The organism is Exiguobacterium sp. s152 (genome assembly GCF_018618335.1).
GTDB lineage: Bacteria > Bacillota > Bacilli > Exiguobacteriales > Exiguobacteriaceae > Exiguobacterium > Exiguobacterium chiriqhucha.
This window is the reverse complement of sequence record NZ_JACSLX010000013.1, coordinates 12,342-37,292: the sequence shown is the minus strand read 5'-3', so window position 1 is coordinate 37,292 and position 24,951 is coordinate 12,342. Positions and strand designations below refer to the sequence as shown.

The window sequence follows — 24,951 nt, the reverse complement described above, 5'->3', positions numbered from 1 at the left end:
ACGCATGCGTTGTCGAAACACTAAAACCCAGCTGGCAAAGTTCTGTACTTTTCGTTGCATTATTGTGCACATTTGTATTGCAAAATACAAGGGTTGGTATGCAGACAGAGTTGAAGAGGAATCGTTGGTTAAGAACATTGAATTGAAAGTGTGCGCCGGCGCACACTTTTTAAGAACGAAAACCATAAAGAACTGAGGGGTGATATGCAAACGGGGTTAAAGAGGAACATTGATTAAAAACATTGAACTGAAAGTGTGCGCCGGCGCACACTTTTGTGGATTGTTCAATTATAATAACGTTTATATTTTTTTGAAGAATCAACTCATGTTAAAATTCAACCCCATTCGACTGAACATCACGTCTATGCTGATAAAGTTTATTTTTGTATCTTAGAACGTTGTAATACTTTAAAAAATGAGAAGTTTAAGTGTTATAAGCAGCACTTATGAAATATATAAAAAACCGTCAAAAGATAAAGAAACCATAGATTTATCTTTTGACGGGAAGTTTCAAAATACCTTATTCAGTTATATGTTTGTTAGTGAAGACTTTGTCAGTTATGAGCATTAGGACTTTCGTATAAATAGTTAATTACATTCCATTTCTCTCAAAATCATTATTCAATCGTTGTTCGATCAAATCATAAAACGCCATATTTTCTGATTTGGTCAGGCTAGAAATGGATTTAGGGACAATAATTGCCTCGTTCGTTTCATAGTATAAAAAGAAGTGACTATCGTCTTCACCAACGACCTTAATGGAATCCCATGGCACATCAGTTTTTTTGATCCCACTTTTAAAAGAAGAGCTTACGTGAACCCCGGTTTCATGGAGCTGCAACGTCACATCCCGGGGCCATCTTGTATCGTTTTTATACGCAGATTTGAGTTTGCGAAGCGTGACGAAATCGTAATACTTTCCGATAAACGGTCTCAATAGAATGACGGGGATAATGGCTAAACATACTACGATTAGTTTAAATATATTCTCCGAATTCAAGTAGAGAGAATAAAAATAGAGAGACATCGGCAATATGATATGGAGAACAATAAAGCCGAACAAAAAGACCATCATGGCGAGTGCGATGGTTGTAATATTGTATCTAGCTTTATGACGCTCGGTCCTCTTTAAAGAGTCTTTCTGTAATGCCATAAAGTCTTCGAACGTCAATTAATATTTTGTATCCATCCTACAGCTCCTCTTCTTCCATATAAATGAAATTCACTTACATAATGCTAACCTAGGTCAACCGTAACAGATTATTTACGTTATTTTCCAGCGATATGACTTTAATCATATTTTGTATAAAGCGTGTACATATCTTTATTTGTTGAAGAATGTGGGTACTATCAGGTAGGTATACAGTGACAAATACGTATTATCATTTCAAATAAAGCAGTTAGAGAAGAGCTTAGTTTGATTTATGAAATAAGCTTTGTTTCATGGGGACAGTCTAATGAAAAGTGCCTCGATTTTCTATGCGACGATCAGCTGGCCTCTGTATTGTTACGGGATCATCTTTTTCAAGTTCCATTGTTGGCCTTCGCTGTTGTAATAGTCGATATAGGCGTTAACCATTAAACGAACCTCGGTGAGGTTCAGTGCCAATCGCTGGTCGACAAGGTCCTTCAGGTGCTTGTAATGAGACTAGAACGGTGCGTTGTCCAGACCGTTCCTACGACGTGACATAGACTGGACCAATCCTTACCCGCGAATCTGCGATTGGTAGGCCGGATAAGTATAGTGAAACCCTTAGTCCGAATGGTCATCGCATTAGGATGTAAGTTCCTGTGGTGGTTCTCTTCGAGCTTCAAATAAAATACTTTCAATTAGTTAACGAATTAATTAAAAAATTGTCCGTATCCACTGTTTGCGGTGATTATGTCAGGGTGTAAATATTGGTTGAGCAAGTCCCGGAGCTTTCGTTTCTCAGTCTCACGTATTCTATCATCACTAATAGGGACGATTACTCCCTCTTTAGATTCAAGGTAATATAAAAAAAGGCGATTTTCGTCGTTACCCAATCTTTCAATAGACTCCCAAGTAACCTTAGTGATTTTTTTGCTCTGATTACTGATTGAATGAATTTCTATTCCGGTTTCTTGAAAGTGCATAATTAAATCGCGTGGTAAGTGATTGTCTTTTTTAAAACGAACCTAGAGATTAAGAGCCTCACAAAATCGGGAATTTTGCTTATAGCCGGCATCACCAATACAATAAATAAAACGGCTCCAAATGCTCCCAGGATAGAAAGAATGTAATAGAATGAACTTGTCGATAAAGTCGGTTTGAAAAGAAGTGATGCAAGCAATAGACCAATCCAATATACGAAGAAAGTTGTTGTGATGATTATAGTCTTCTTTTTTGTCGGGGAGATCTTGTTATTTTAAAATGATTCTTTTGTAGTGCGATAATGTCTTCATAAGTCAATTGGTAGTTAATAATCATTAAGATTCTCCTATTTTCATGTCATTATTTTTATAATCACTTATGATTATTTTTTTCTGAAACCAAATGAAATGTGCTAAGTCTAAATACGTTTTGTTATTTACATTTGACGCATTAGGATTCAGTTATATTCTGAAGAAAAAGTTTTCTTTACTAAATATAAAATTATATCTCACGTGAAAGTAACATAGTTCTGTTTTTTTCATAAATAACTTACCTTCATATAAAAATCCATAACATACATCTTAAATTCGTTTCGCTACCATACCAGCGGCTCCTTAAGTCCAAATACCTCTATCATCTGGTGAAGATAATTATTGAAAGGTATTTAGAAAACAAACCCCATGAAAGCTGAATTTTCATGGGGTTTGTTTTTTTGAGTTTATTTAAATAATATTTGGCAATCCCAAGGAGCATACATATATAATTTTTTATTTTTGTATGAAATTGAATAACAAAGAAAATTATCTCGAAGATAGATTTAATCACTATTATTCTGGAACTCATAATTTAAATGTTGCATAAGTAGCTTTCGGAGTATTTCGTGTTTTTCTTTACCTAATACATTATAACTTGTAGGTATAATAACCGCTTCGGTTTCTTCATAATACAAAAAAAGATGATTTCTGTCTTGACCGATTGTTTTAACCGAGTCCCAGATTACGTTAGTGGTTATATCCGAATTCTCACGAGAATATGTTAAATCGATACCGACTTCATGTATGTTCAATGTGATATCGCGAGGCCAACGTTTATCGTTTCTAAGCATGAATTTTAGTTGTGCAATTGTAGCAAAAGCATAAAACTTTTTAACATAACGCATCATGACCAAGGCAAGCAGGATTCCTATAAATATCGGGAGAAGTTGGTACATTTTAAACGACATTAAGTGCGATGATTGTGGCAAAACAAGAATAGAGAGCACAATTCCAAATAAAAATACCATTACCGTTAGCAATACAAACAGAATACTAGATTTTATTCGATGAAATCTTGTTCTTTTTAAAGAATCTTTTTGTAAAGCCATATAATCTTCATATGACATTTGATACTTTACAATCATCCATTTGTTCCTCTTTTCTACTTAGCATTTAATTACTTTTTAAGCATGTGGAAATTATTCTATTTTCAAAAATGGGTGGTTTAAAGCAAGAATAAAAAAGTTATTCTCTACGCCTGCTCTTTTTATAAAAAAATAAAAGAGTAGGGAAATATTCAGTTTCTAGTAAAGGTTCACCTTAGGTTAACAGTAATAAATTTAATTTCCAAATAAACCACATTAAATGACGAAAAATATTAAATTATTTAAATGGTAATTTATTGTTGGAAATATCCTGAATTTGATTTAACGATTGCAAGTAACCATTCGTTGTATTAATTGAATTATGACCGACCAGTTGCATGACCCCAATTAACGAGCTTCCGTTCGCCAAGAGTTTTGTGATGTAAGCCCGGCGGAACCAGTGGGGTGGGGTCTTCTCTTCATTCGCGACATGGTCGACCGCCTGATGAGTCATCAAGCGCAGGGCTTCATATGTGATGGCCTTGTTAGCTTTTTTCGTGCTGAAGGCGATAAAAGGGGACGAGACCTCCTCAATCATCATCAATGTCTGCAGCCGATTTACGAGATGGGTCGCTTTCTCGGTGAGCGGGATACGACGCCACTTGTCACGTTTCCCCTTCACTTCGACATAGGATGTCTGCTGATTTCGCTTCACGTCGGTGAACTTGATTGATAACAGTTCCGCCGCCCGCATCCCGGTCGTCAACAACAAATACCCGATTGTCTCGTTCCGGAGCTCCATGAGCTCCTTTTTTTGAGCCCGTTTGACGGTATAGCGGAACGACTCGGCGATCCGCTCAATCTCGTCGAAATCGACTTCACGTCGGAGCATTTCTGGACGCTGTTGGTTCTTCACGTGAAAGGCTAGATTATGTAGATGATACTGGTTGACGTGGAGGTAGGTCAGGAGACGCTTTAGCATGTGGTTCTTCCGCTGCGCCGTGCGTGGCGCATACTGTTCGTTCACCTCGAATAGGTAGCGATGGATGTCGAGCACGGTCAGGTCTTTTAACCCGTCTGTTTTCGTCATCACAAAATTAAGAATGAACTCAAGGTCCAGTTTATATGCGCGTCGCGTGTGCGGGCTCTTGTCCGCATAGATTGGGAACAGTTCCGTCGCCCAGAACAATTCGATAATTTCGATGTCAGTCAACGTTTTTAGATCGATATGGTCCTTCCTTAATGCCTCAGCCAATTTTGGGTTCGCACCGGTCAGTTCTCGCAACGCTACTTCGAATGCCTGCTGCTTTTTCTCAAGCTCCATGCTTCTCCCTCTTTTCATTATATATTTTCAAACTTAAAATGAGTTTTTATAAAATACTCGATAAATACAAGTAATACATAGGTAATTTCGCCTTAAATACAACAAGCAATTGAACTAATTAATTGATAATAAAAGTATTACTTTTGTAGTCAAATATAAATTATAAAATATATAACTTGTGATAATCTTATATTATCACAAGTTAGATATTTTAAGTTCGTACTGAGACAAGAGTAATATATTATAGATTTTTTTAGGGTTGATTTTTATATATAAGAAGATTGGATTTTGGTTTTAAGAAATAAAAAAAGTAGCTAGGCGACTCAAGGAAAATTGAATCGTTTAGCTACCTGAGGATACTTAGTGCGGTATATTCCACTCTGTCTTTGGGTGTATTATTGTTCAAGCATTAAGGAGTTACTTTCGAATTATCTCGATTATTCACCCAATTACTATCGAACACTAGATTCGGGTCGTATTCAATACAATAATTTAACGCTTCTACGGCCTTTATGCTTGTATCATTTACATCCCATCCCTGGACTAATCTATAAGCCGAAAGCGGTTTACCTAATGATGAAGTATGACTGTAGTGGTGGGCATCCTCAAAATTTCGTTCCATAACATATCGTCTAGCTATATTAGGATCATTTACTTGAATGATTCCAGCTTCAATAGTGAAGTTTAAAGTCCATGCACTATTATTTTGATTATTGACGTTCAAGGTGTCGTCTAAATCATGAATTACTGTATAACAAATTTTAAAATGGTTTAAAACTTTTTGGAAAGACGGAATATTATTTTTTGTACCACAATTTACTACTAAAGGAACATCGTTATATGAAATTTTTCCGTTCTCGACAAACTTGTTTAACAGTTCTCTAAAAACTACAGCCTCAGTATCACCTTCAACTAAAATAACCTTATCGTTAAAGAACGCTTCACAAATGTACGGGTTAAATGAATTTAACATTTTCATGTGCTCTTTTTCTTCTTCGTCAAAAATAGAGTATTTTACTTGGTTTAAGCAAACATCCCCTAAGTCATTGATATTAGTTTTAATTAAAGTAGTATGATCTCTACTTAAATCAATCATAATCGGAGAATGTGTGGCAGCTATAATTTGAAACTCCGGGTTCCCGTTTTCTCGATTTACTAAGTCATAGAGTATTTTCGAAAAAAGTCTAATAGATTGAGGGTGAAGAAAAAGCTCTGGTTCTTCAATTAAAAGCATTTTCTTTCTTGATGAAGTATCTTTTTGGTCAATGTTATCGATTATTTCGACATTTCTTCTGTTTCTAGCAGTTTCCATTTCCTTAAAGACATGATTTAGTCCTCTTAATGAATTGAATAAGAATTGTCTCCGAATGCCATGACCATGATTACTCATGTGCAAAGCTTGCCCTTGTCGATTAGAAAAGTTGATATCGGTATGTATAAATGAAGAGAGTTTTTTACTTATATCATCTTTCTTATCTCCAAATAAAGATACTTTTAAGTCAGGGAAAGTCTCTTGCATCATATCATTTAATCGTGATTCTAATTTTATTGAGTATTCATCTTGTAAAATTTCCTTACGAAGTTCTTCTAGCTCTGATTGAATGGTTCCGATCCGAGAAGAGCTGACTGCGTTGTCTATTACTTTTTCTTTAATCAGTTTCTGAACGTTCGCTAGAATTATTTCTACATCGTCTAATCCGCGTAACCAAATCGGTTCTGGGCAAGCGTTTTGTAATAAGGTGTCGAATCCTCCTGCACCTCCTATATCCCAGCATTGATCCGTTGTGTTAAAAGTATATTTATTAGCGCTTCCTCCTATTTCAACCCACTCTTTTTTAAACCTCCCAACACCTTCATGGTCCATTGAATTCACCATTGCACTATGTTGTCGATCCTCATCGCTTTCGGCTTGGATCCATCCTTCGATAATTATAGGTTCTGAATTATTATTGTGAAAATCATTTAATTTTGCATTTATGGATGAATTAACAAAATACTCGTAGGAATGGAGGATTGAAGATTTTCCTGTATTGTTTTGTCCAATCAAATAGACCAAGTCTATGTTTTCGAAATCAATCTCAATTCCAGCAGTAACTGAATTTCCCGCTATTCCTCTAAAATTAGATACACGTAACTTAATTAATTTCATATATTTCTCCTCCAGATCTTTTAGTAAGAATATTTTTATACATATATTAACTATAAATAATAAAAAAGGGTGCAACAATATTTATTTGTATTTATTTGGATTTTATATCAACTACTTCTGATTAATAAAATTTCGGGAATATGTAACTTGATTGAATAAATTAAAAGAGTGGTATATAGTTAGTATTAAGTAAAGAGTAAGAATTCTTACTGGATATAAAGTGAAAATGCGAAAAGTCAACTAACAAAAAGCATACGAACAAAAAAACCGAGGGAAAATAAATTACACAACAATGAAAATGGTAAAGTGAAAAAAGGAGAGAGAAACCATGTTAGCAACGAAAACGAAAAAGGTTGCCGTCTCCAGCAAAAGACAAATCGCCATTCCAAAAGAATTTTTTGATGCGATCGGTATTGAAAAAGAGATTATTATGGAACTGAATGACGGAGTTATTCAAATCAAACCAGTAAGAACACATACGGATGATTTCTCAGAAGAAATATTAGCAGATGTTCTTGAAGAGGGCTTCACCGGGAACGACATCTTAAAAGAGTTTCAACGCCGTAAAAATATGATTCGTCCGGCTATTTCACAAATGGTTAAGGAAGCATTAGAATCCGAACCGACTTCACTAGATGATTTATTCGGAGATGACGACGAGGACTGATTTGAATTGAGTGATAACTTGTGTATTAAATATTCTCCCGCAGCAAAAAGATATTTTAAAAGTCTCAAAAAGAATGACAAACAACTTCAAGATTTGTACAAATTAACTTTAGAAAAAATCTCAAGTAACCCTGAAATCGGAGAATTTAAGACGGGTGATTTATCCGGGATTCGTGGCTATGATTTTAGATATAAGGGCACCGTTTACGAGATTGCATATATCCTTGAAGAGGGCAAAGACGGGGAATGGATTGTCGTTATTTTAGCCGGCACCAGAGAAAATTTTTATAATGAATTGAAGAGATATCTAAAATCTAATTAAATCGTTAATCAAAAACGCTTAAGTCGACGTAAACGTTAAACTTAAGCGTTTTTACTTTTTACCTCGCCTACCCGGTCAAGCTATCATCTTTACGGTCGCTGACGCGAATAATCTGTACAGGCTTCGTTTCATTCTATGTCTAAGAACTCTCATTAACTTAATGCAGCTCACCGCATAGAATATAGTGAGAGAGCATAATCTGTTTTTAAAAGTCTATTGTATAATTGTACAGAGGTGATTATTTTGGAATATGAACGAATTCCTTTAGTCTTGAAAAGATTTTCCTTTGAAGCAAAAATGGAGGAAGCTCAGCGTTACTCAAATAAAATTATGTCTCCAAGCGGTCTAATTGAAGCCAACCTTTTAAGAGGCAAGTGGTTACCGTGGGAATTAAATACGTATGCACTTTTCTCAATTTTCACTATTAACGAGTATAACAATCAGAACTTTTTAAACACGTATGGCAAAAAGCGATTTTCAGAAATCATGACAAGCATTAGAGTATCTCAACATGGAGAAAAACCCAAAAGCTACTCTTCCTCAAATTTTTTAAGGGACTTTCTAATAGTTGTAGGCTTAACTCAATTTATTCTTCAAGAAAATAAATATATGAAATATTATAGATACTCCTATTTTTTTAATTTCTCAAATGATTTTGTGGATATGAAGACTGAATTCTTTGGGAAATTCAATCAGAATTATGAAGATTTTCTTCAGTTAAGTAATATAGTCAATCTATTTTATCCCGAAGGTAATTCGTTGCAATCAATATTGAATGAAGACTTTCACAATTTAATTTATAAAGAATTCTCACAAGTAATTAAATTTTTAGAGCTCAACAGACAAGAGTTTATAGATTTACAGAGAAAACTTATAAATAAACCTGAACATTACGTTACTAGTTATAACTATCTTTATACCTATCCATTTATTCTCCATCAAGAAAAAAGATACTTCCCTTTACCTCATACGTTGACAGAAGCAGTTACAACCTCCCTTTTGACAAGGCTTACAGCAGGGAATAATGATCTGAGATCAAAGTTTGGTAAGTACGTTCTCGAGTCATATTTAACACACATAGTAAGTCTAGGTAGTTTCTTTGAAGAGTGTATCGAAGAATACCCATATAACTTTAAAAGAAATCAAAGAAGAACCGTCGATTTGATGTTAAGGAAACAGGACTTAGCACTACTAATTGAATGTAAATCAATAGTGCCTCAAAGAGGATTACGTAATCTCAATGAAGGTGACATTGAAAGAACCATTTTACGATTAAGTGAAAACATGATTCAGTTATACGGGAATGCTACCATGAAGTTTGGCAAAGAATATCATCCCTTTGACGAACGAAAAACCTTTGAGTTAAGTGATACATTTGGAATAGTGATTATGTTAGAAGATAGTTTTATTCGTAGAGAAGAAATATATAAAAAAGTCGCACAAGAACTGGATTTGGATATAGATCAATACAACCATCTGTGCTCGAATTTCAAATTTATAAGTTTATATGAGCTTGAACGAATTATATTTGAGGATTGGGATTTGTTTGAGCTATTAGGGAAGAATAAAGTGAATCCTCAAGCATGGTTTGATTTCACCCTCATTCCTATAGAAATACGTAAAGAAGGATTAAACACACATTTGAAATCGTTCATTGATGAATTGAATAGAGAGTTAACAAATTTTGTAGATGTACTTCACAAAGAAGGAATTATTAAGTCCTAACGCATCTTAAAAAACATCTTAGTCTTATTGTCTATACAACAAAATATAGAAAGGAGGTGGGTAAATGACAAAACATTCCGGTGGGAAGGTAGGAAAGGCGGGGAAGACATTAGGTAGTAAAACGTCTTCGAAGAAACAAAAAAGTAAAGCGGGAAAAACTTTAAAAAAACATCAGGACGATAAACATTAAAAATGTCCCCTAATTAGGATATATAACCGAATGTTTTACGATTAACATTCGGTTATATAAAAGGATGTTCATGTGTTTAGAAACTAGTGTTTAATACATTAACTATCAAACTTTTTATCGTTAAAAAAGTCATTTAATGAAATATTCAATCCAACGCAAAACTTTTGAATCGTACTTACCTTCGGATGTTTTGTTCGTCCGCTCATTAGCTCTGAAATCGTAGCTTGATTCAATCCACCTTTTTGAATCACTTGATGGATGGTCATGTTATGTTCGGCTGCGAGTTCCTTCATCCGCTCGATGATTACCTCGTTCAACTCCACTTGCTCACCCCACGATCCAAGTTCTCTCCTCATCCTTATTCTTTACCAACGCCTCTATTCCTGTACCTTACCATAATCTCTTGAAATCAAAACACTTGTCATTATTTTCTATCTAAAATGGGTTATTTTTTACAGTTGTGCTACAAAACAAAAAATATTGAGTTACTGTTGTTCTTTATCCCTTGTATAGAGCGGATTCGACAAGAATCGTCAACTGTAAAATTTCTGACATATCAGAAAACTGATGATTTTTATCCCTATCCCTGTTATATTGGAACCAACAAAAAGGAAACATCTGTTTGGTCGCCGCTCTGGTTTACAGAAAGGGGAAGGCTTATGTATCGATTCGGGGAGTGGTTGAAGGAGAACCGCCGGCTCTCGGGCTGGTCACAGGTCGAACTATCAGAGAAGACATTAGGGGAGATATCGCAGCCCGCCATCAGTCAATATGAACAGAACCGGTCGGTGCCGTCGATTGCCGATATTGATCACCTGGCCCGCGCGTTCGGACACACGCTCGCAACGGTCCCGTGGGACGCCATCGACTTCGGATACGGGGCGAAGCGTTCCGTCACCAAGCTCGAGCGACGCCGGTTCGACCTGAAGGAGTTGCCACAGGCCGACTCGGTCCGCACGTTCGACGGAAAAACCTATGAACTGCACGGTTTCATCGGCATCGAGAAAGGAAGCGGCGAGGCGGTCCAGTTGACGCAGCTCTACTATCGGATCCGTACGGTCGTCTGTGACGCCCATGTGCTCGCTAAACGAAAGAATCCGGATGACGAGCTCATCCATGTCAAGAAGCGGAAAAGAGTCCGACAGTAACCGACATCGACGCAGCAGCACATCCTTAAGGATGGTCTACTCCAATCACATACCGGCGTGTCCCTCACCAGTGACCGGGTGGGCGGGATCTACGCACAGATGGTTCGGCGAGAGTCGCCTAAAACTCGCCACAAGGTCACCGCATCGTTTCGGGTCATCGAAAAACCCTGTACAGCTCCTTATCAAAACGAGGAGCGGAGTTCGTGGGGGAACGGCTAGAAACCCATCGCACCGAATCCGACTGTCCTTAATGATGTGCTGCTGCACATCAAGAGATCAAGGGAAGGAAGTGTGTACTGTGGCATCAAAAGAACAGAAACAGAACCGTAGCTTCGCCGAGAAACTCTTACGCATCCGTGGGAAGGACTATGAGGAGTGGCTCGACGAACAACATCAACAGGTTATCCAGGACAACCAGGAACTCATCATGGAGGCGCTCGAGGCGAAGCTCAGCTTCAAGTCGCCGGCGCACCAGGACTAAGGAGGGAACGACATGGGACTCAATGAGACAGGGCTCAGCTTGCTTCAGTTCTTCCAGGGGCTCGCCGTCATCGCCGCGGCCATCGCCTTCGCGATCGGGGGCTTCTACTTCATCTTCGGCGGGGATCGAGGTCGCTCGAAGGCCGTCGGTTGGCTCGTCGGTGGCGCAGTCGGCCTGATCATCGTCATGGGCGCGTTCACGCTCGCCGAGCTGGTCGACCAGAACATCAAATTCTAATGCACACGCACGCAGCGTTCCAATCGGAAGGCTTTTTTTGTTGCTTGAAACGAGAGGAGGAACGAGATGCTGTTTGTACGATTCACCGACGTACCGGATACACGGATCCAGAACTATGAAAGGCTCACTTTCGCCGAGGCGGTCGTCGCGACCCATGATCTGCACCAGGCACGTAGCGAGGAAGGGACGACCTGTTCCGGTGACTTCCGGCTCTTCGACCAGAAAGACGAGTTGCTCTATCGAGGGACGTTTACGTTTGGGACCGAAGGCACCTATCCAAACCTGTACCATCAAGTGAAAGACCGGGTACAACGGATCCGGACGAAGAAAGAGGATAACGCGAAGAAGATGTGGATCCTCGACGAGATCGAGTCCGAGACACCGGAAGACTATAAACGCCATTCCGTCAAATCCAACCCGATCGTGTCGTCGACCTATCAGTCACGCCTGACCCGACTACAGCGTCGCCTCATCTACGGTGCGGCCACGGCCGGGATTCTATTCACCTCCCTGTTCACTGCGACACAATGGTTCATTGACAAGGAGGCGCACGCCGAACAGGTGACCGGTACTGAACAGAGGTGGTTAGATGCTTACGAACGAGCGCTCCAAGGTGAGGAGTCCTCGCTCATCGATTTACTGGAACGGAAAGACCGGTCCGAGGAAGAGGATATTCTACTGGTCGACCTCTATCTCGCAGAAGGCGCAGACCAGAAAGCGCTCGAGCTCACGGATGACCCTATCCTGATCGAGACGAAGCTGGCCAGGCTCGACCTATCCGATCAGGAGAAATTGGAACGGCTCCAAGAGTTCCAAGCGTCACATCCGACCGATGAGGGCGCATTCGATCTCGCCACACTAGAACGGGATCATGAGACCGTGGCCAAGACGGAGAATGTGGAGTGGACTGCTCCCCGTATCTCCGCGAAAGTGACCGCCTATCTCTATCTCGGGGACATCGAGGCTGCGAACGATTGGGCGTCCAAGACGAACGACCCTGCCGTACAAGAAAAAATCGACGAGTACAAAAATATCACGGCCACCATCGGTGAACTGAACGAGAAACTGAAGAAGACCTCTAGCAAGGACACATCGGCCCGTGAGAAGATTCAAGCCGCGATCGCAGCTGAAGAAGTTAACCTGGAAACGATTCTTTATTCAGATTAAGGTAGGTGAAATAATTGAGAACTCCGTCCCGATCACCACGATTCTCGATACGTCTGATCTTCCCCGCCCTGTTCTGCCTGTTGGTATTACCGGCCGGGATTTTTTATCTGCTGAACGGGGTCTACAACATCATTCGACAAATCATGACCCCGATATTACAAGACGGGCTGTTGGCCGGGGCGACGATTCCGACGCTCTCACCCTCCATGTTCTTGGAGGTGAGTCTTCCCTCTTCGACCGTCTTGATCGGACTGATGGTGTTCAGTCTGTTCATCGGATTGGTCGTGTTCGGCAAGGTATGGCTGAACTTCCGGGATCTTCGGAAGAATCAAAAAGGGAGCGCCCGCTTCACCTCATTCGATGAATTGAAGCAACAGTATCGTCGTGTCCCGGACCGGAAGAAGCGGTATGACGGATTGGGCGGTGTCCCCGTCGGACGGGTCAAGAACGAGCTGTTCATCGATGACTCCCCCGTCAACAACCTCGTCATCGGGACGACCCGATCCGGGAAGGGCGAGACGTTCGTGTTCTCGACGATCGACCTGTACAGTCGAGCCAGTGATCAGGCCAGTCTTATCATCAACGACCCGAAAGGCGAGCTCTTCGCCGCCTCGAAGGAAACGCTCGAGCAACGCGGGTATCAGGTCGAGGTGTTGAACCTGATGAACCCGCTCCAATCGATGTCGTACAACCTGTTGCAACTGACGATCGACGCATTCCTCGAGGAGAACTACTCGCTCGCCCAACAGTATGCACGCTCGGTCGCCTTCATGTTGTACCATGACCCGAAGGCACGGGACCCGTTCTGGGCCAACTCGTCGATCGACCTGTGCACGGCGCTCATCCTCGGGCTCTGTGAGGAGGCGAAAGATACACCAGAGAAGATCAACATGTACAACGTCGCGCTCATGCTCTCGGATTTAGGATCACGGACGGTGGTGACGCGACAAGGACAGGAGATCTCCGCACTGGACGAGTTCTTTCAGCGCTTCCCTGAGAACCACCCGGCCCGGCTCCAGTTCGCGACGCTCCACTTCTCGGGTGGCCAGACACGGGCGAGTATTTTGGCCAATACGAACGCGAAGCTCGGTATCTTCACGTTGAACGGGACCGGGAAGCTGACGTCGATGAACTCACTCGATATGAAACGCATCGGATTCAACCGTTGGATCAGTGGACGGACCGAGCCTTTGACACGACTCATGTTCACGTTCCCCGATGGGACGATCCATGCGCTCACGACGGACGACGATGGCAGTTTCATCATCTACCATACGTCGCCGCTCCAATCTGGGGACGTCGTTCAGATTTCAACCGACTCAAGCACTGCGACGGTCCAGTTGGAAGCGCATGACGAGGAGAGTGGGCGGTTCCATTACGCAATCGACGGGACGATACAGATCCGTGAGGTGATGCATCAGCTCCGTCCCGTGGCGGTGTTCCTCATCGTTCCGGACTATGACCCGACATTCAACGTCATCGCATCCCTTTATATCAAACAGGTGTACACGGCGCTCGCTCGGGTCGCCTCGCAGACGAAACAAGGTAAATGCGAGCGTCAGGTCGTCTTCCTTCTCGACGAGTTCGGGAACATGCCACCGATCGAAGGCATGGCCAACATCATCACCGTCTGTCTCGGCCGGAACATGCGCTTCAATCTCGTCATCCAGGCCTATTCCCAACTCGAGAACCTATACGGGGAGGACTGGAAGACGATTGACGGCAACTGTGGGAACACGCACTATCTGTTGACCGCGGACGAATCGACCGCCGAACTGATCTCGAAGAAGCTCGGTGAGGCGACCATCGTCACGAAATCGCGATCCGGTCAGACGTTCTCGCTCAAGAAATCGAAGACGGAGAACGTCGACGGCCGCCGGCTCATGACAGCGACCGAGGTCATGGGGCTAAAGGAAGGCGAGATGCTCATCATCCGTGTCATCAAGCGTCAGGACACGAAGAAACGGCGTATCCAGTCGTATCCGATCTTCCTGAGCGGCAAGACGGCGATGAAGTACCGCTACGAATATCTGGCGGACGACTTCGACACGGACCGCTCCCTGCATGACATCGACATCCCATGCCGTCACGCCGGTCTCGACTTCGAACAGATTCGTATCCGCTTCGCAAAGAAAGAAGACGAGACGGAAATCAATACACCATCGAATCAGGAAGATAAGTCATTGCCGGTACGTGACGTACTACAGGACAGCATCCTGCGCTCGATGTTCGAAGGACATGACATCGGCGAGATGTCCCTCCCCGAGTTCGAGACGAACTTGAACCTAGGAGTCTACGACGTCACCGACAGCCAAAAGAGCTTTTTGAGTACGATGATTGCGAAGCGACTCGAGAAACTGAAGCAAGGCACACCGTAGAGAGGAGGCCGAATTCATGGCCGAGAGTGCGAGAGAGAAGCGAATCCAGAACGAATTGCGTGTCGTCGCGAGAATCATCGAGACGCAACGCGTCCGCCTCGAACGGGGCGACGTGCTCAACATCCAGACGACCGACGGCTTTCTGACCGTCTATCAGGACGACACCTCAGACACCCCAAAAACTGTTACACTAATAGATAAGTTCGACTTCCGGGTCAACCTGAAAATCGCGGATCTACTGAAGGGGAAAATCGTCTGACGGAGGGGTAAACGTTATGAGGAAAATCTTGATTGGTGTCCTACTCGGAAGTTCGTTACTTTTAGCATCATGTGGTGCCGAAAGTTCGAATTATCTTTCTACGACTTCTGTTGAAGAAATTGCAGATATTAAAACTGAGCAAGAAAGTGCATACGTTCTTGTAGACAGCGACAGTCAAGGTAATGAAGGGGCTTACGTTGATACTGTGCGAGAAGTCGCCACGGAAAAAAAGAAAGACGTTCTCTTATTCAATCCGTTTCAGCCTAATGGGGAAGATCTTGAAGAACGTTCTACCCAAGAACATTCTGAACTTAAAGGTGGCAGATTGTATGAGATGATTGATGGTGAAATCAGTCGTGAATTAAATGTATCTGCTCTTACAGAAGATGAATTAAAGGATCAAGTTACTAACTTCATTAAATAGCCTCTGAATGGAGGGATTCTATGGGTGATAACGAAGTCGTAAATAAGCTACAAGAGTTCACTGATATCCTTAGTCTCAGTACACTGGTACTGGATGCCCTCCGCTCAATGGGTTGGATTTTAATACGTGGCTTAGCAGTATTGATTGATGGACTTGAAAAAGTGACTGACAGCATATTACTAACTAAAACATTTTTTAATAACTCTCAAGTGGTTGAATTCGTTTCTACGATTCAACCTTTTTTGTACGTTCTTTTAGCTGCTAGCTTCCTATTCACGGGTTACCTCATCATTTTTCAAAAGAAATTTGATCGGGAAGGATTTTTAATCAATCTGTTTATCACGTTGCTCATTCTCGGACTATTATCTCCAACGATGACGCAAGTAAGTGAATTCAGTGATACCGCGATTGATTTCACAACTCAAAACTCTGGCGAAAACTCTTCCGGTGAATCGATATCAAATCAGATTTTACGAGAAAACATTCATGATTTGATTGAATATGACCGAAACGATTTTTCCGGTTTGGAAGGTGAGGCTTTGAACTCTCTGCCTCAAAGTCATTTACGAAATATCGATATCAACGAGGTATTCGATAGTAATGAATTTCGCTTGGGAAGTACTGGCGAACAAATCTCTCAGTCCAAACTAACCTGGAATGGTGAAACGATGGGAACCTCGAAACTCGACCAAGGTGGCGTCGAATGGAACAACCAGTATTACTACCGCTATCAGCCGAACTGGTTGACCATCTTCGTGACACTCGGAATCATGGGCTTCACGCTGTTCTCGATCGCTTATAAACTGGCGCGCCTCTCGTTCGAGCTCGCCTTTAACTATGTTTTGGCGATTCTCGTCGCACCTGCCGACCTGCACAGTGGTCAAAAGACGAAGAAGGTCATCCAAAGCATTTTGAACACGTTCCTCGTGATCATCCTGATCTTCGTCTCCATCAAGCTGTACACGATTGGGACCGCCTATCTCGCGGAGACGTTGGACGGGTTCGCCTATCTGATCGCCCTCATCGCCTTCTCAGTCGCCTTGATTGACGGGCCGAACATGGTCGAGCGGCTGTTCGGAATCGATGCCGGGCTCAAACGGGGCTGGGGTGTCGCGCTCGGCGCCTATGCCGCCGGGAAAGGCGTGACCTCGGTCGGTGCCCACGCGGTCTCGAAAGTCGCGCGTGCCGCGCAGGGCGCACCAAAGATGCCATCGCTCCATGAGGCCGCGACGACGCGGATGGATTCAAACACCGTGCCGCATAACGCCTCACCGCTTAGTGCGGCGAACCAAGCTCCACAAAGAGCGGACATCGAAAGACAAACCGAGCCAGATAGTATCGGTCAGACCGCTCAAACCGCCAGTCGCACTCAACCTGAACAAGATAAACCGACAATTCCGCAAGACGTTGCGCAACCAAACAACGGTCAAGAAACCGAGCTTGAAGTGCACGGTTCCCAACACGTGAACGAAGCGTCGGACCGCACGTCTCCAGAATCAATCCATGCGACGAATCCGGAATCAAATATCGAACGTGGACCCGACTATCAAACAACTTCATCGGAGACGAAAAGACCGGAGTCGGTTCACGATCATTCAAGTTCTAGTCAATCTCCAATCCCTACTTCGTCGACTATCGAACCGGTTACCGGGTCCATTGATGCCGCATCAAGACCAGACCACCGTCACAATGAATCGGTAGCCCGAAACGACGCGACGTCACCGACACATCATGAGGCCCAAAATTCAAACGATTCATCCTCGTCTTCGTCATCTGCGGCGAATTCGAGTGATGCGGCAACAGAGAAACGCCAAGGACGCGCCCGCCGCACCATCCATCAAGACACCGTGCTCGACGTCGAGACCGAGGTCATCGAACAGGTTCGTGAGAATCAGACACACCGTCATAGCCAGCAACAGGAAGATTCACGACGGATTTATCCGACCTCGCCACCGAAACCTGACAACATAAAGAAAAAGGAGTGATGACCCATGCGCAAATACCGGATCCCGAACGAGGTCACGACCGAACTGAAAATCAACAAGATGCTCTATCTGCACGACTTCCTGTTCCTTGTCGGGCTCATCGTGCTCCGCCTCGTGACACTCCCGTTCATCCCGTCCGTGCTGCACATCCCGTTCACGGTCTTTCTCGTCGTCTTCGGACTGTTCATGGTACTCCGGCCGGCGACGAACCCACAGAAGCGGATGGTCCACGCGTTCTATTACGCGCTCATCAAACGGAAAGACACCTATCTCGCGCTCGACGCGCACACGAAAGGACGTGACTGAGATGGCCTTTATCGAAGACACGCTAAAAGAACCGAGACGCACGGGCACCTGGCTTGACGAACAGGACGTGGTCGAGAAACGGAAAGTCAAAGATAAGGTCGTCGTCAAACCGACAGTTGCCGAACTGATGCCGGTCGTCGACATCACCGGGACCGAGGCGTTCGAGATGCGCGACGGGACCTATCTCGACATGGTCCAGCTCACCTCAAAGGACATCTACTCCTTGAATGAGGAGGAAAAAGACCATGACGTGTTCTCGCTCGCCTATCTTCTGCAGGCGTACACGCACCCGTTCAAAGTCGTGCCATTGAACACACCGCTCAGTCTCGAGCGGCAAAAGATCAGCATCGAGCGACAGATTCGACAAAATCAGACATCGGCCTATCTACCCTTCTTGTTGAAGAAAAAGCAGGAGCTCGAATACCTCGAGGAGCATCGCACCAATCGAGATTATCTCCTCTTTTTTTATGCCGACGACGAGCGGACGCTACGCGAGCGGAAGACGCATCTCTATAAACTGCTACGCCGCTCGAACCCGATGCGCGAGCTGACACTCGACCAGAAGATCAATGTGCTCTATCAGCTGAACAACCCGAACACGAAACCGCAACTCGACGCCTGAAGAAAGGAGTGAAGCGCATGTGGCAGCGCCTGCGTGAAAAGTTATCCAAACAACCGGACCCGGAGACCGTCAAGATCGAGAAAGGCTATAACCCCGACGTCATCGCCAAAATCCAACCGCAGGGCGGCATTCGGTTTGAGGCCAACTTCGTCCGGCTCGGGGACGGCTACCTGTCCTGTCTCCATGTCTATAAATATCAGTCGCTCGTCTATGACTACTGGCTCGAACCCATTCTTAACATGCCGGGCGTTTTGACGACGCTCGACATCGGGACGGCCGACAAGCGTGAAATCATCCAGACCATCAACAAGTCGATGGCCGAACAGAACACACGCTTCGAGACCGCCAAAGACAATATCGACCGCATCGATGCCCGGGAGACGTATAAGGAACTGAACGAACTCTACGAACAGATCACCCAGGGCGAGACGATGAAATATCTGCATCTGCGGCTCTATGTGAAGGCGAAGACACTTGACGCACTCGAGGTGAAAGTGCAGGAAGTGATGGAGGAGCTCGAGGCTCGGAACTTCCGCTCGACGATCTTCCTGAACGAACAGGAATGGGAATGGCAAAGCTTGTTCACGAGCTATGACCAGCAACAGAAATTACCGAACCGACGGCGTGGGAAAGAGATCCCGTCCCTCTCCATCGCCGGTGGCTATCCGTTCCACTTCACGTCGCTCCAGGACGCGACCGGCACGTATTACGGGACGACCGACACGAACGGTAGCGTCATCTTTGACCTGTTCCACAAGGACAAGCAACGCAAGTTCTACAACGCGCTCATGATCGGCAAGATGGGATCCGGCAAGTCGACGCTCCTCAAAAAGACGGTGCTCGACCAGGCGATCAAGGGCAACAAGATCCGCATCCTCGACGTCACGGGCGAATTCTCGGACCTCGTGCATCAGCTCGGCGGGAAAGAGATCGCGCTTGACGGGTCGGCCGGTCTCATCAATCCGCTCCATGTCTATAAGACCGTGACGAACAACGACGGCAGCGCCAACGAGGCACTCTCGTTCATGCAGCACCTGTCGAAGATGGCCGTGTTCTATCACTACATCAACCCGGCGGCGACGCAAGAAGAGACGAACGAGTTCGAGATCCTGCTCCGGGACCTGTACGTTCGGCACGGGCTCTGGGACGAACAGGGCGAACTGCCGATCACGACGCATCCGGCGAACCGGTACCCGACGTTCTCCGACTTCTTAAAACTCGTGCGGCGTGAGCTCTACACGGACGACACACGCACCTCGATCAAAGAAGCGATCAGTCCGAACCGGGTACGGCGTCTCGAGAACATCGAGCTCGCCGTCACGAACCTCGTCCACAACTATGGCAACATCTTCGACGGGCACTCTTCCATCGACCGATTCGACGAGGAGCTCATCGTGTCGTTCCCGCTCCGGAACCTGACAAGCCTGCGCGACGAGGTGTTTCAAGCGCAGGTGTTCTCGCTCATGAATATGCTGTGGGACGGGATGATTGCCAACGGCTCGAGTCAACTGAAGGCCTATAACCAGGGCGTGCTCCGGACCGAGGAGGCATGCAAGTACCTCATCGTCATCGATGAGGCGCACCACTTGATCAACACGCGCGATATTGCGCAACCGGCCATCCTGTATCTACAACGCTGCATGCGCGAGGCGCGCAAGTATTTCGGCGGCATCTTCTTCGTGTCACACTTGATCACCGACTTCGTGCCGGCCGGATCGAAGTCCGAGAATGCGGAGAACGTCAAGTCGCTCTTCCAATTGACGCAATACAAGATCATCGGCGAACAGGACGCGGAGAGCATCCCAATCATCCAGACGGTGTTTGATGGCCAACTCTCGAATTCCGAGATGCGCATCATCCCCTCGCTCGAGACGGGGCGTGTCGTCCTCAGCATTTCCGGCGTGCAGAACCTCATCTTTGACGTCGATGTCGCACCCGAAGAGCTCGCCTTGTTCGGTGGGGGTGCCTGATGTGGGCGGCCGCGAAACGGACGGCCCGCTTCGCCGTCACGGCGAAATGGCAGCTCGCGACGCTCAAGTGGCGGCTCATCCTGCTCGGCATCGCGGCACTCGTGTTGTTCCTGGTCATCCTCGTTGTCGGCATCCTCGACACGCTCACAGGTGTCCAGAACGAACAACCGACCGACGTCACGTTCAATACCGCAGGAGGTCTACAGGTAAGCGACCAGGTGCTCCAATATCGGGGCTTGGTCGAATCGGAACTGTCGAAGCACGGACTGGCCGAACAGACGAACCTCGTACTCGCGCTCATGATGCAGGAGAGCGGCGGACGCGGGAACGACCCGATGCAGGCGAGCGAATCGAAGTGTGGACGCATCGGATGCATCACCTCCCCCGAGGAGAGCATCGTCTACGGCGTCGAACATTTCGCCTCCGTCTTCGAACGGGCGAACCGTGACGTGCAGCTCACGCTACAGAGTTACAACTTCGGAGGCGGCTTTATTGACTATGTCCAGGAGAACGGTGGGCGCTACTCGAAAGAACTCGCCATCTCTTTCTCGCAGATGATGTACCAACGCGTGAAACACACCGGCATCTATCGTTGTCATCGCCCGAGCGCGGTCCAGCACGGTGCCTGTTACGGGGACATCGAATACGTCGACGCGGTGTTGAAATACCTCGCGCCGGTCGCCATCGCCGACGGGGTCATCACGAAAGAACTGTTGTCGGGGTTACGTTCCCCGCTCGCCATCCCGCTCAACGTGACATCGCGTTTCGGGTGGCGTGTCGTCTTCGGACAACGGGACAACCACACCGGTATCGACTTCAGTTGCACCCCGTCCGACACGATCCACGCGGTCAAGAGCGGCACCGTCATTTATAGCGGGAATCGTGGACCGTACGGCAATCTCGTCCAAGTCCGACACGACAACTACATCACGGCGTACGCGCACCTGAGTCGTCTCGGCGTCCAGACGGGACAACAAATCAAGGCCGGGCAGGCGCTCGGGTACTGTGGCACGACAGGCCGATCGAGCGGGAACCATCTGCATTTCGAGATCAAGACGAGCGAATGGTCCGGTCATATCGACCCCGCCCCGGTCTTCGGATTTTGAGTCATGGATGTATGGAAAGGAGGAGGAAAAATGAACTTCACTGCACGTCACCTCGCGTATCTGTTCGGGGTACTGCTCCTGATTTCAGTCGCAGCGAACGTCTTTTTCTATCAACAAGTGACGGTGGTCACGAGTACTTCAGACACGAGCGAGACGAAAAATGAGAGTGTCACTTCCCCTGAATCGGCAACCTCCGAGAATACGCCGTCAGACACTGCACCAGTCGTCGCTTCGACGGAGACGGAACGAATGGAAGAGCTGACGATACGCGCGACGCGCTTCGTCGAGTACGCCTTCACCATCACGAAGGACAGTTATACGACCCAGAAGCGACAGGCGAAAGACGTCATGTCGGATGATCTCGCGGCCACGCTCTTCGCCGCTGACGGCAGTGATGTCGGCACGTTCGAGACGACCGTCCGCGACGTCGAGGTGTTCCCTTCTGTCTCCGGAGAAGATTGTCTCGTGCGATTCGAACAGGACCTGTTGATCACCGAGACGGGTTATGAAGAGACGACGCAAGAGCTGTTGGCCTTGACGTTCGAGTCCATCAATGGACATCTGGTTGTCACCGAGATGGAAGACCTGATATCGGAAGGAGGGATTTAGATGCGGCGACAAACGCGACGACGTCTCACCCAGAACGTCTCCCAGTTCTACCTCGGGCTCGGCGTGTTCTTTGTCATCGGTTTCCTCTTCTTCGGCACCTCGTCGTTCTTCTTTGCTGAAGAATCGCCGGTCAATGAGACGCCAATCAACGAGGCAATCCGTCTCTCGAACGGGGAGACCGTGACACTCCACGCGTCCAGTTACGATACGGAGGCCAAGACAATACGCATCCGACTCTCGCTCGATGAAGCACCAGGTAACACGAACGATTATCTCTTCCGCTATGTCTATAAGGCACGTCCGGATTCCGAGAAGGAAGTCATGGTGCTGTACGAACGTAACGACCAATACGTGCTCGAATTGAAGGACGTGCCGAGAGACTTCGACCAGCTCGCCGTCCGAATCTATGGGGTAGACGAGTCACAATCAATCGACACACTCACATCCGAGGAACGTGAGAACAGTCTTTTGACGTCCCTCTATGCCGACCGCCGGACCATCGAACAGGCGAACCACAGTTCATCTGATGAGATAACTTTCACGAGACTATTCGTCGGGGACGAGTTCGCGGAGACCGAGCGCCAGTTAGAAAAAGCGCAGCAGTCGGTCGAAGCGCAGCGGCAACAGATCAAGCGACTCGACCGTGACAAAGAGGAGCTCGAAGGCGAACTTCCCTACCTCTCGCTCGACGAACAGGTCGAACAGGAAAACGAGATCTTCGATCTTGGCCGGAAGCGTGACGAGCTCACACTTGAACTCGAGAAGCTCGAACAGTCGGTTCAAGCGCTCGAAGAAAAGCACGACAAACTGCGCGTCCGGCTCCGGGAACTGTCGATTTAAGTGGCACATTTCGTGCCAAATCGTTGGTTTTATTGGCACATTTCGTGCCGTTTTCGGACTTTTGATGATATCACGGAAACCCCAGGCTCTGCCTGGGCTATCACGACAAGTGATAGCAGTTTCCCCTTATGCTCTTTGAACGAACTTTTAGGACATTGGCAATATACAGCCTCCAGAAAGGTGGTCAGGTAAATGGATCTGTTACTCCGCGACATCGACCCCGTCATCGTGAAGCAGATCGATGAATGGGCGAAGGAACACAATCGCTCCCGGCAACAATACTTGAAAGAACTGCTTGCCTCCTGGTGCGCGAACGGTATCCAATCGACGCAGGTCGAGCGGCTCGAACGACAGCTCGAGGCGAACACGCTCCACCTGAAACGGAGCGCAGACGAGCTCGCCGAGGTGACCCGTTTGTTGAACGAGGTGATGCAGGATGCGTGAGACACCGGGCGTCGTCATCAAGTCGAAGTTCAAGGTGCCGAGCACAAAAAAGAAGTCACGTCGCTACACGACATACCTCGATTACATCAATCGACCGGATGCGAAAGACAGCCCCGATCAGTTCGAGACGTATCACGACTATATGGAAGACGAGACGAAATCGAGCGGTCTCTTCACACGCGAGGACGACCGGTTGGACCAAGAAAAGCGTCGCACCGTCCGTGACATCTTCAAACACGCACAAGCGGACGGGAGCATCCTCTGGCAGGACGTCATCTCGTTCGATAACGCCTGGCTACGGGAGACGGGTGTGCTCCACGATGACCTCGTCGACGAGAAACGGTTGATCCAGGCGACACGGAACGCGGTCGAGGCGATGCTCCAAAAAGAAAAGATGGTCCATGCCTACTGGACCGGCGCCGTGCATTACAACACCGACAACATCCACGTCCATGTCGCCATCGTCGAGACGAGCCATATGCGCGAGCGCGGCAAACGCAAACCAAAATCGATCGAGCTGATGAAGTCGAAGGTCATCCATTCCCTCGCCGACCGGACGAAAGAACAGGAGAAACTGAATGCGTTCATAAGAGACGAACTGGTCACCCATAAACGAAACCGGAAGATTCAAATGCTCTCGAACCGTGTCCTGCATCCCGAACTCGTCCGTCAATTCAAGGACATCTATGAACGGTTGCCGGAGGACAAACGTCAATGGCGCTACAACATGAACGGGATGCAGCCACTCCGTGAATCGCTCGACCGCTTGACCGACCGCTACATCGACATTCACTTCAAATCAGAGTTCCAGGCCTTCAACGAGCGGCTCGAGCAAGAGGTGTCGTTCCATCGTCGTAGCTACGGCGACACGGAGAAGGCCGAGCGGTACCGGACGACGAAGCGACAGGACCTCTACACGCGGATGGGGAATGCCATCCTCTCCGAGATGTGCGACTTGTCAAAAGAACAGGTGATATTCGAGAAAAATAAGACCCCCAAGCATCCGGTCCGACGTGCGTTCAAACAACAAAAGATATTCAACGAATCACTCTACCGGATTGAGCGGCACATGAACGACGAGTTCGAACATTTGAATAACCAACGCGCTTTCGAACAGTTGGAGCGGGACATCGAATATGGAAAGTGA

General features: G+C 46.2%; 25 protein-coding genes. 20 read left to right on the top strand and 5 right to left on the bottom strand.

Features of this window, described 5'->3' with window-relative positions; genetic code table 11:
- Positions 1–592: 592 nt before the first annotated feature.
- The 4 genes from KNP72_RS14765 to KNP72_RS14750 form a co-directional block, all read right to left on the bottom strand.
- On the bottom strand, positions 593–1,153 hold the full coding sequence (locus KNP72_RS14765; RefSeq protein WP_214834201.1) for a YcxB family protein: 561 nt from the start codon (positions 1,151–1,153) through the stop codon (positions 593–595).
- 1,777 nt (positions 1,154–2,930) lie between these two features.
- Complete coding sequence (locus KNP72_RS14760; protein WP_214834198.1) at positions 2,931–3,512, bottom strand: hypothetical protein; 582 nt, start codon at positions 3,510–3,512, stop codon at positions 2,931–2,933.
- A 238-nt stretch (positions 3,513–3,750) separates the two neighbouring features.
- Positions 3,751–4,776 (bottom strand): tyrosine-type recombinase/integrase, encoded by a 1,026-nt coding sequence (locus KNP72_RS14755; protein ID WP_214834195.1) that lies wholly within the window; start codon positions 4,774–4,776, stop codon positions 3,751–3,753.
- Between the two features lie 409 nt (positions 4,777–5,185).
- Positions 5,186–6,925 carry an ATP-dependent nuclease gene (locus KNP72_RS14750; protein ID WP_214704208.1) on the bottom strand — a complete coding sequence of 580 codons (1,740 nt, stop codon included), beginning with the start codon at positions 6,923–6,925 and terminating at the stop codon, positions 5,186–5,188.
- Positions 6,926–7,253: 328 nt separating this feature from the next.
- On the opposite strand from KNP72_RS14750, the gene KNP72_RS14745 reads away from it, so the two are divergent.
- The 4 genes from KNP72_RS14745 (at position 7,254) to KNP72_RS15990 (ending at position 9,828) form a co-directional block, all read left to right on the top strand.
- Positions 7,254–7,592 (top strand): AbrB/MazE/SpoVT family DNA-binding domain-containing protein, encoded by a 339-nt coding sequence (locus KNP72_RS14745; protein WP_115336732.1) that lies wholly within the window; start codon positions 7,254–7,256, stop codon positions 7,590–7,592.
- 6 nt (positions 7,593–7,598) lie between these two features.
- Positions 7,599–7,913 (top strand): type II toxin-antitoxin system RelE/ParE family toxin, encoded by a 315-nt coding sequence (locus KNP72_RS14740; RefSeq protein ID WP_251125206.1) that lies wholly within the window; start codon positions 7,599–7,601, stop codon positions 7,911–7,913.
- Between the two features lie 243 nt (positions 7,914–8,156).
- Positions 8,157–9,638 (top strand): hypothetical protein, encoded by a 1,482-nt coding sequence (locus KNP72_RS14735; protein ID WP_214704207.1) that lies wholly within the window; start codon positions 8,157–8,159, stop codon positions 9,636–9,638.
- 64 nt (positions 9,639–9,702) lie between these two features.
- On the top strand, positions 9,703–9,828 hold the full coding sequence (locus KNP72_RS15990; RefSeq protein WP_255418328.1) for a hypothetical protein: 126 nt from the start codon (positions 9,703–9,705) through the stop codon (positions 9,826–9,828).
- 98 nt (positions 9,829–9,926) lie between these two features.
- On the opposite strand, the gene KNP72_RS14730 is transcribed toward KNP72_RS15990, so the two are convergent.
- On the bottom strand, positions 9,927–10,145 hold the full coding sequence (locus KNP72_RS14730; RefSeq protein WP_214834192.1) for a helix-turn-helix domain-containing protein: 219 nt from the start codon (positions 10,143–10,145) through the stop codon (positions 9,927–9,929).
- A 342-nt stretch (positions 10,146–10,487) separates the two neighbouring features.
- Here KNP72_RS14730 and KNP72_RS14725 point away from each other — a divergent pair, with 342 nt between their 5' ends.
- The 16 genes from KNP72_RS14725 to mobP2 all read left to right on the top strand — a co-directional run bounded on the left by KNP72_RS14725 (position 10,488) and on the right by mobP2 (position 24,951).
- Positions 10,488–10,976, top strand: coding sequence for a helix-turn-helix domain-containing protein (locus KNP72_RS14725; protein ID WP_214834190.1), 489 nt, complete (start codon positions 10,488–10,490; stop codon positions 10,974–10,976).
- A 298-nt stretch (positions 10,977–11,274) separates the two neighbouring features.
- Positions 11,275–11,457, top strand: a complete 183-nt coding sequence (locus KNP72_RS14720; protein ID WP_051627825.1) for a hypothetical protein — start codon at positions 11,275–11,277, stop codon at positions 11,455–11,457.
- A gap of 12 nt (positions 11,458–11,469) precedes the next feature.
- A complete protein-coding gene (locus KNP72_RS14715; RefSeq protein WP_214834187.1) occupies positions 11,470–11,694 on the top strand; it encodes a hypothetical protein in 225 nt (74 codons plus the stop codon).
- A 66-nt stretch (positions 11,695–11,760) separates the two neighbouring features.
- Positions 11,761–12,861, top strand: coding sequence for a hypothetical protein (locus KNP72_RS14710; protein ID WP_214834184.1), 1,101 nt, complete (start codon positions 11,761–11,763; stop codon positions 12,859–12,861).
- A 143-nt stretch (positions 12,862–13,004) separates the two neighbouring features.
- A complete protein-coding gene (locus KNP72_RS14705) occupies positions 13,005–15,239 on the top strand; it encodes a VirD4-like conjugal transfer protein, CD1115 family (protein ID WP_214834182.1) in 2,235 nt (744 codons plus the stop codon).
- A gap of 16 nt (positions 15,240–15,255) precedes the next feature.
- Positions 15,256–15,498 carry a hypothetical protein gene (locus KNP72_RS14700; protein WP_024127790.1) on the top strand — a complete coding sequence of 81 codons (243 nt, stop codon included), beginning with the start codon at positions 15,256–15,258 and terminating at the stop codon, positions 15,496–15,498.
- A gap of 16 nt (positions 15,499–15,514) precedes the next feature.
- Positions 15,515–15,922: a hypothetical protein gene (locus KNP72_RS14695; protein WP_214834179.1), complete on the top strand. Its 408-nt coding sequence runs from the start codon at positions 15,515–15,517 to the stop codon at positions 15,920–15,922.
- 20 nt (positions 15,923–15,942) lie between these two features.
- On the top strand, positions 15,943–17,907 hold the full coding sequence (locus KNP72_RS14690; RefSeq protein WP_353048466.1) for a pLS20_p028 family conjugation system transmembrane protein: 1,965 nt from the start codon (positions 15,943–15,945) through the stop codon (positions 17,905–17,907).
- A gap of 6 nt (positions 17,908–17,913) precedes the next feature.
- Positions 17,914–18,213, top strand: coding sequence for a DUF5592 family protein (locus KNP72_RS14685; RefSeq protein WP_214834173.1), 300 nt, complete (start codon positions 17,914–17,916; stop codon positions 18,211–18,213).
- A gap of 1 nt (position 18,214) precedes the next feature.
- Entirely contained in the window at positions 18,215–18,835 is a 621-nt protein-coding gene (locus tag KNP72_RS14680) for a hypothetical protein (protein WP_214834170.1), read from the top strand.
- A gap of 17 nt (positions 18,836–18,852) precedes the next feature.
- Positions 18,853–20,805 carry a VirB4 family type IV secretion system protein gene (locus KNP72_RS14675; RefSeq protein ID WP_214834167.1) on the top strand — a complete coding sequence of 651 codons (1,953 nt, stop codon included), beginning with the start codon at positions 18,853–18,855 and terminating at the stop codon, positions 20,803–20,805.
- Positions 20,805–21,911, top strand: a complete 1,107-nt coding sequence (locus KNP72_RS14670; protein WP_214834164.1) for a lysozyme family protein — start codon at positions 20,805–20,807, stop codon at positions 21,909–21,911. Before KNP72_RS14675 ends, KNP72_RS14670 begins: the two co-directional genes overlap by 1 nt.
- 30 nt (positions 21,912–21,941) lie before the next feature.
- On the top strand, positions 21,942–22,520 hold the full coding sequence (locus KNP72_RS14665) for a hypothetical protein (protein ID WP_214834161.1): 579 nt from the start codon (positions 21,942–21,944) through the stop codon (positions 22,518–22,520).
- Positions 22,521–23,360 (top strand): coiled-coil domain-containing protein, encoded by an 840-nt coding sequence (locus KNP72_RS14660; protein ID WP_214834158.1) that lies wholly within the window; start codon positions 22,521–22,523, stop codon positions 23,358–23,360.
- Between the two features lie 192 nt (positions 23,361–23,552).
- Positions 23,553–23,804: a hypothetical protein gene (locus tag KNP72_RS14655; protein WP_029596487.1), complete on the top strand. Its 252-nt coding sequence runs from the start codon at positions 23,553–23,555 to the stop codon at positions 23,802–23,804.
- The gene (gene mobP2 / locus KNP72_RS14650) at positions 23,797–24,951 is read left to right on the top strand and encodes a MobP2 family relaxase (protein ID WP_138858527.1); all 1,155 of its coding nucleotides are present in this window, start codon (positions 23,797–23,799) and stop codon (positions 24,949–24,951) included. Before KNP72_RS14655 ends, mobP2 begins: the two co-directional genes overlap by 8 nt.

Bases quoted from the DNA above. Each gene is read 5' to 3' on its own strand.
- KNP72_RS14765 (WP_214834201.1), bottom strand. From the start codon at position 1,153: ATGGCATTACAGAAAGACTCTTTAAAGAGGACCGAGCGTCATAAAGCT.
- KNP72_RS14760 (WP_214834198.1), bottom strand. From the start codon at position 3,512: ATGATTGTAAAGTATCAAATGTCATATGAAGATTATATGGCTTTACAA.
- KNP72_RS14755 (WP_214834195.1), bottom strand. From the start codon at position 4,776: ATGGAGCTTGAGAAAAAGCAGCAGGCATTCGAAGTAGCGTTGCGAGAA.
- KNP72_RS14750 (WP_214704208.1), bottom strand. From the start codon at position 6,925: ATGAAATTAATTAAGTTACGTGTATCTAATTTTAGAGGAATAGCGGGA.
- KNP72_RS14745 (WP_115336732.1), top strand. From the start codon at position 7,254: ATGTTAGCAACGAAAACGAAAAAGGTTGCCGTCTCCAGCAAAAGACAA.
- KNP72_RS15990 (WP_255418328.1), top strand. From the start codon at position 9,703: ATGACAAAACATTCCGGTGGGAAGGTAGGAAAGGCGGGGAAGACATTA.
- KNP72_RS14725 (WP_214834190.1), top strand. From the start codon at position 10,488: ATGTATCGATTCGGGGAGTGGTTGAAGGAGAACCGCCGGCTCTCGGGC.
- KNP72_RS14715 (WP_214834187.1), top strand. From the start codon at position 11,470: ATGGGACTCAATGAGACAGGGCTCAGCTTGCTTCAGTTCTTCCAGGGG.
- KNP72_RS14710 (WP_214834184.1), top strand. From the start codon at position 11,761: ATGCTGTTTGTACGATTCACCGACGTACCGGATACACGGATCCAGAAC.
- KNP72_RS14705 (WP_214834182.1), top strand. From the start codon at position 13,005: ATGACCCCGATATTACAAGACGGGCTGTTGGCCGGGGCGACGATTCCG.
- KNP72_RS14700 (WP_024127790.1), top strand. From the start codon at position 15,256: ATGGCCGAGAGTGCGAGAGAGAAGCGAATCCAGAACGAATTGCGTGTC.
- KNP72_RS14695 (WP_214834179.1), top strand. From the start codon at position 15,515: ATGAGGAAAATCTTGATTGGTGTCCTACTCGGAAGTTCGTTACTTTTA.
- KNP72_RS14690 (WP_353048466.1), top strand. From the start codon at position 15,943: ATGGGTGATAACGAAGTCGTAAATAAGCTACAAGAGTTCACTGATATC.
- KNP72_RS14685 (WP_214834173.1), top strand. From the start codon at position 17,914: ATGCGCAAATACCGGATCCCGAACGAGGTCACGACCGAACTGAAAATC.
- KNP72_RS14680 (WP_214834170.1), top strand. From the start codon at position 18,215: ATGGCCTTTATCGAAGACACGCTAAAAGAACCGAGACGCACGGGCACC.
- KNP72_RS14675 (WP_214834167.1), top strand. From the start codon at position 18,853: ATGTGGCAGCGCCTGCGTGAAAAGTTATCCAAACAACCGGACCCGGAG.
- KNP72_RS14670 (WP_214834164.1), top strand. From the start codon at position 20,805: ATGTGGGCGGCCGCGAAACGGACGGCCCGCTTCGCCGTCACGGCGAAA.
- KNP72_RS14665 (WP_214834161.1), top strand. From the start codon at position 21,942: ATGAACTTCACTGCACGTCACCTCGCGTATCTGTTCGGGGTACTGCTC.
- KNP72_RS14660 (WP_214834158.1), top strand. From the start codon at position 22,521: ATGCGGCGACAAACGCGACGACGTCTCACCCAGAACGTCTCCCAGTTC.
- KNP72_RS14655 (WP_029596487.1), top strand. From the start codon at position 23,553: ATGGATCTGTTACTCCGCGACATCGACCCCGTCATCGTGAAGCAGATC.
- mobP2 (WP_138858527.1), top strand. From the start codon at position 23,797: ATGCGTGAGACACCGGGCGTCGTCATCAAGTCGAAGTTCAAGGTGCCG.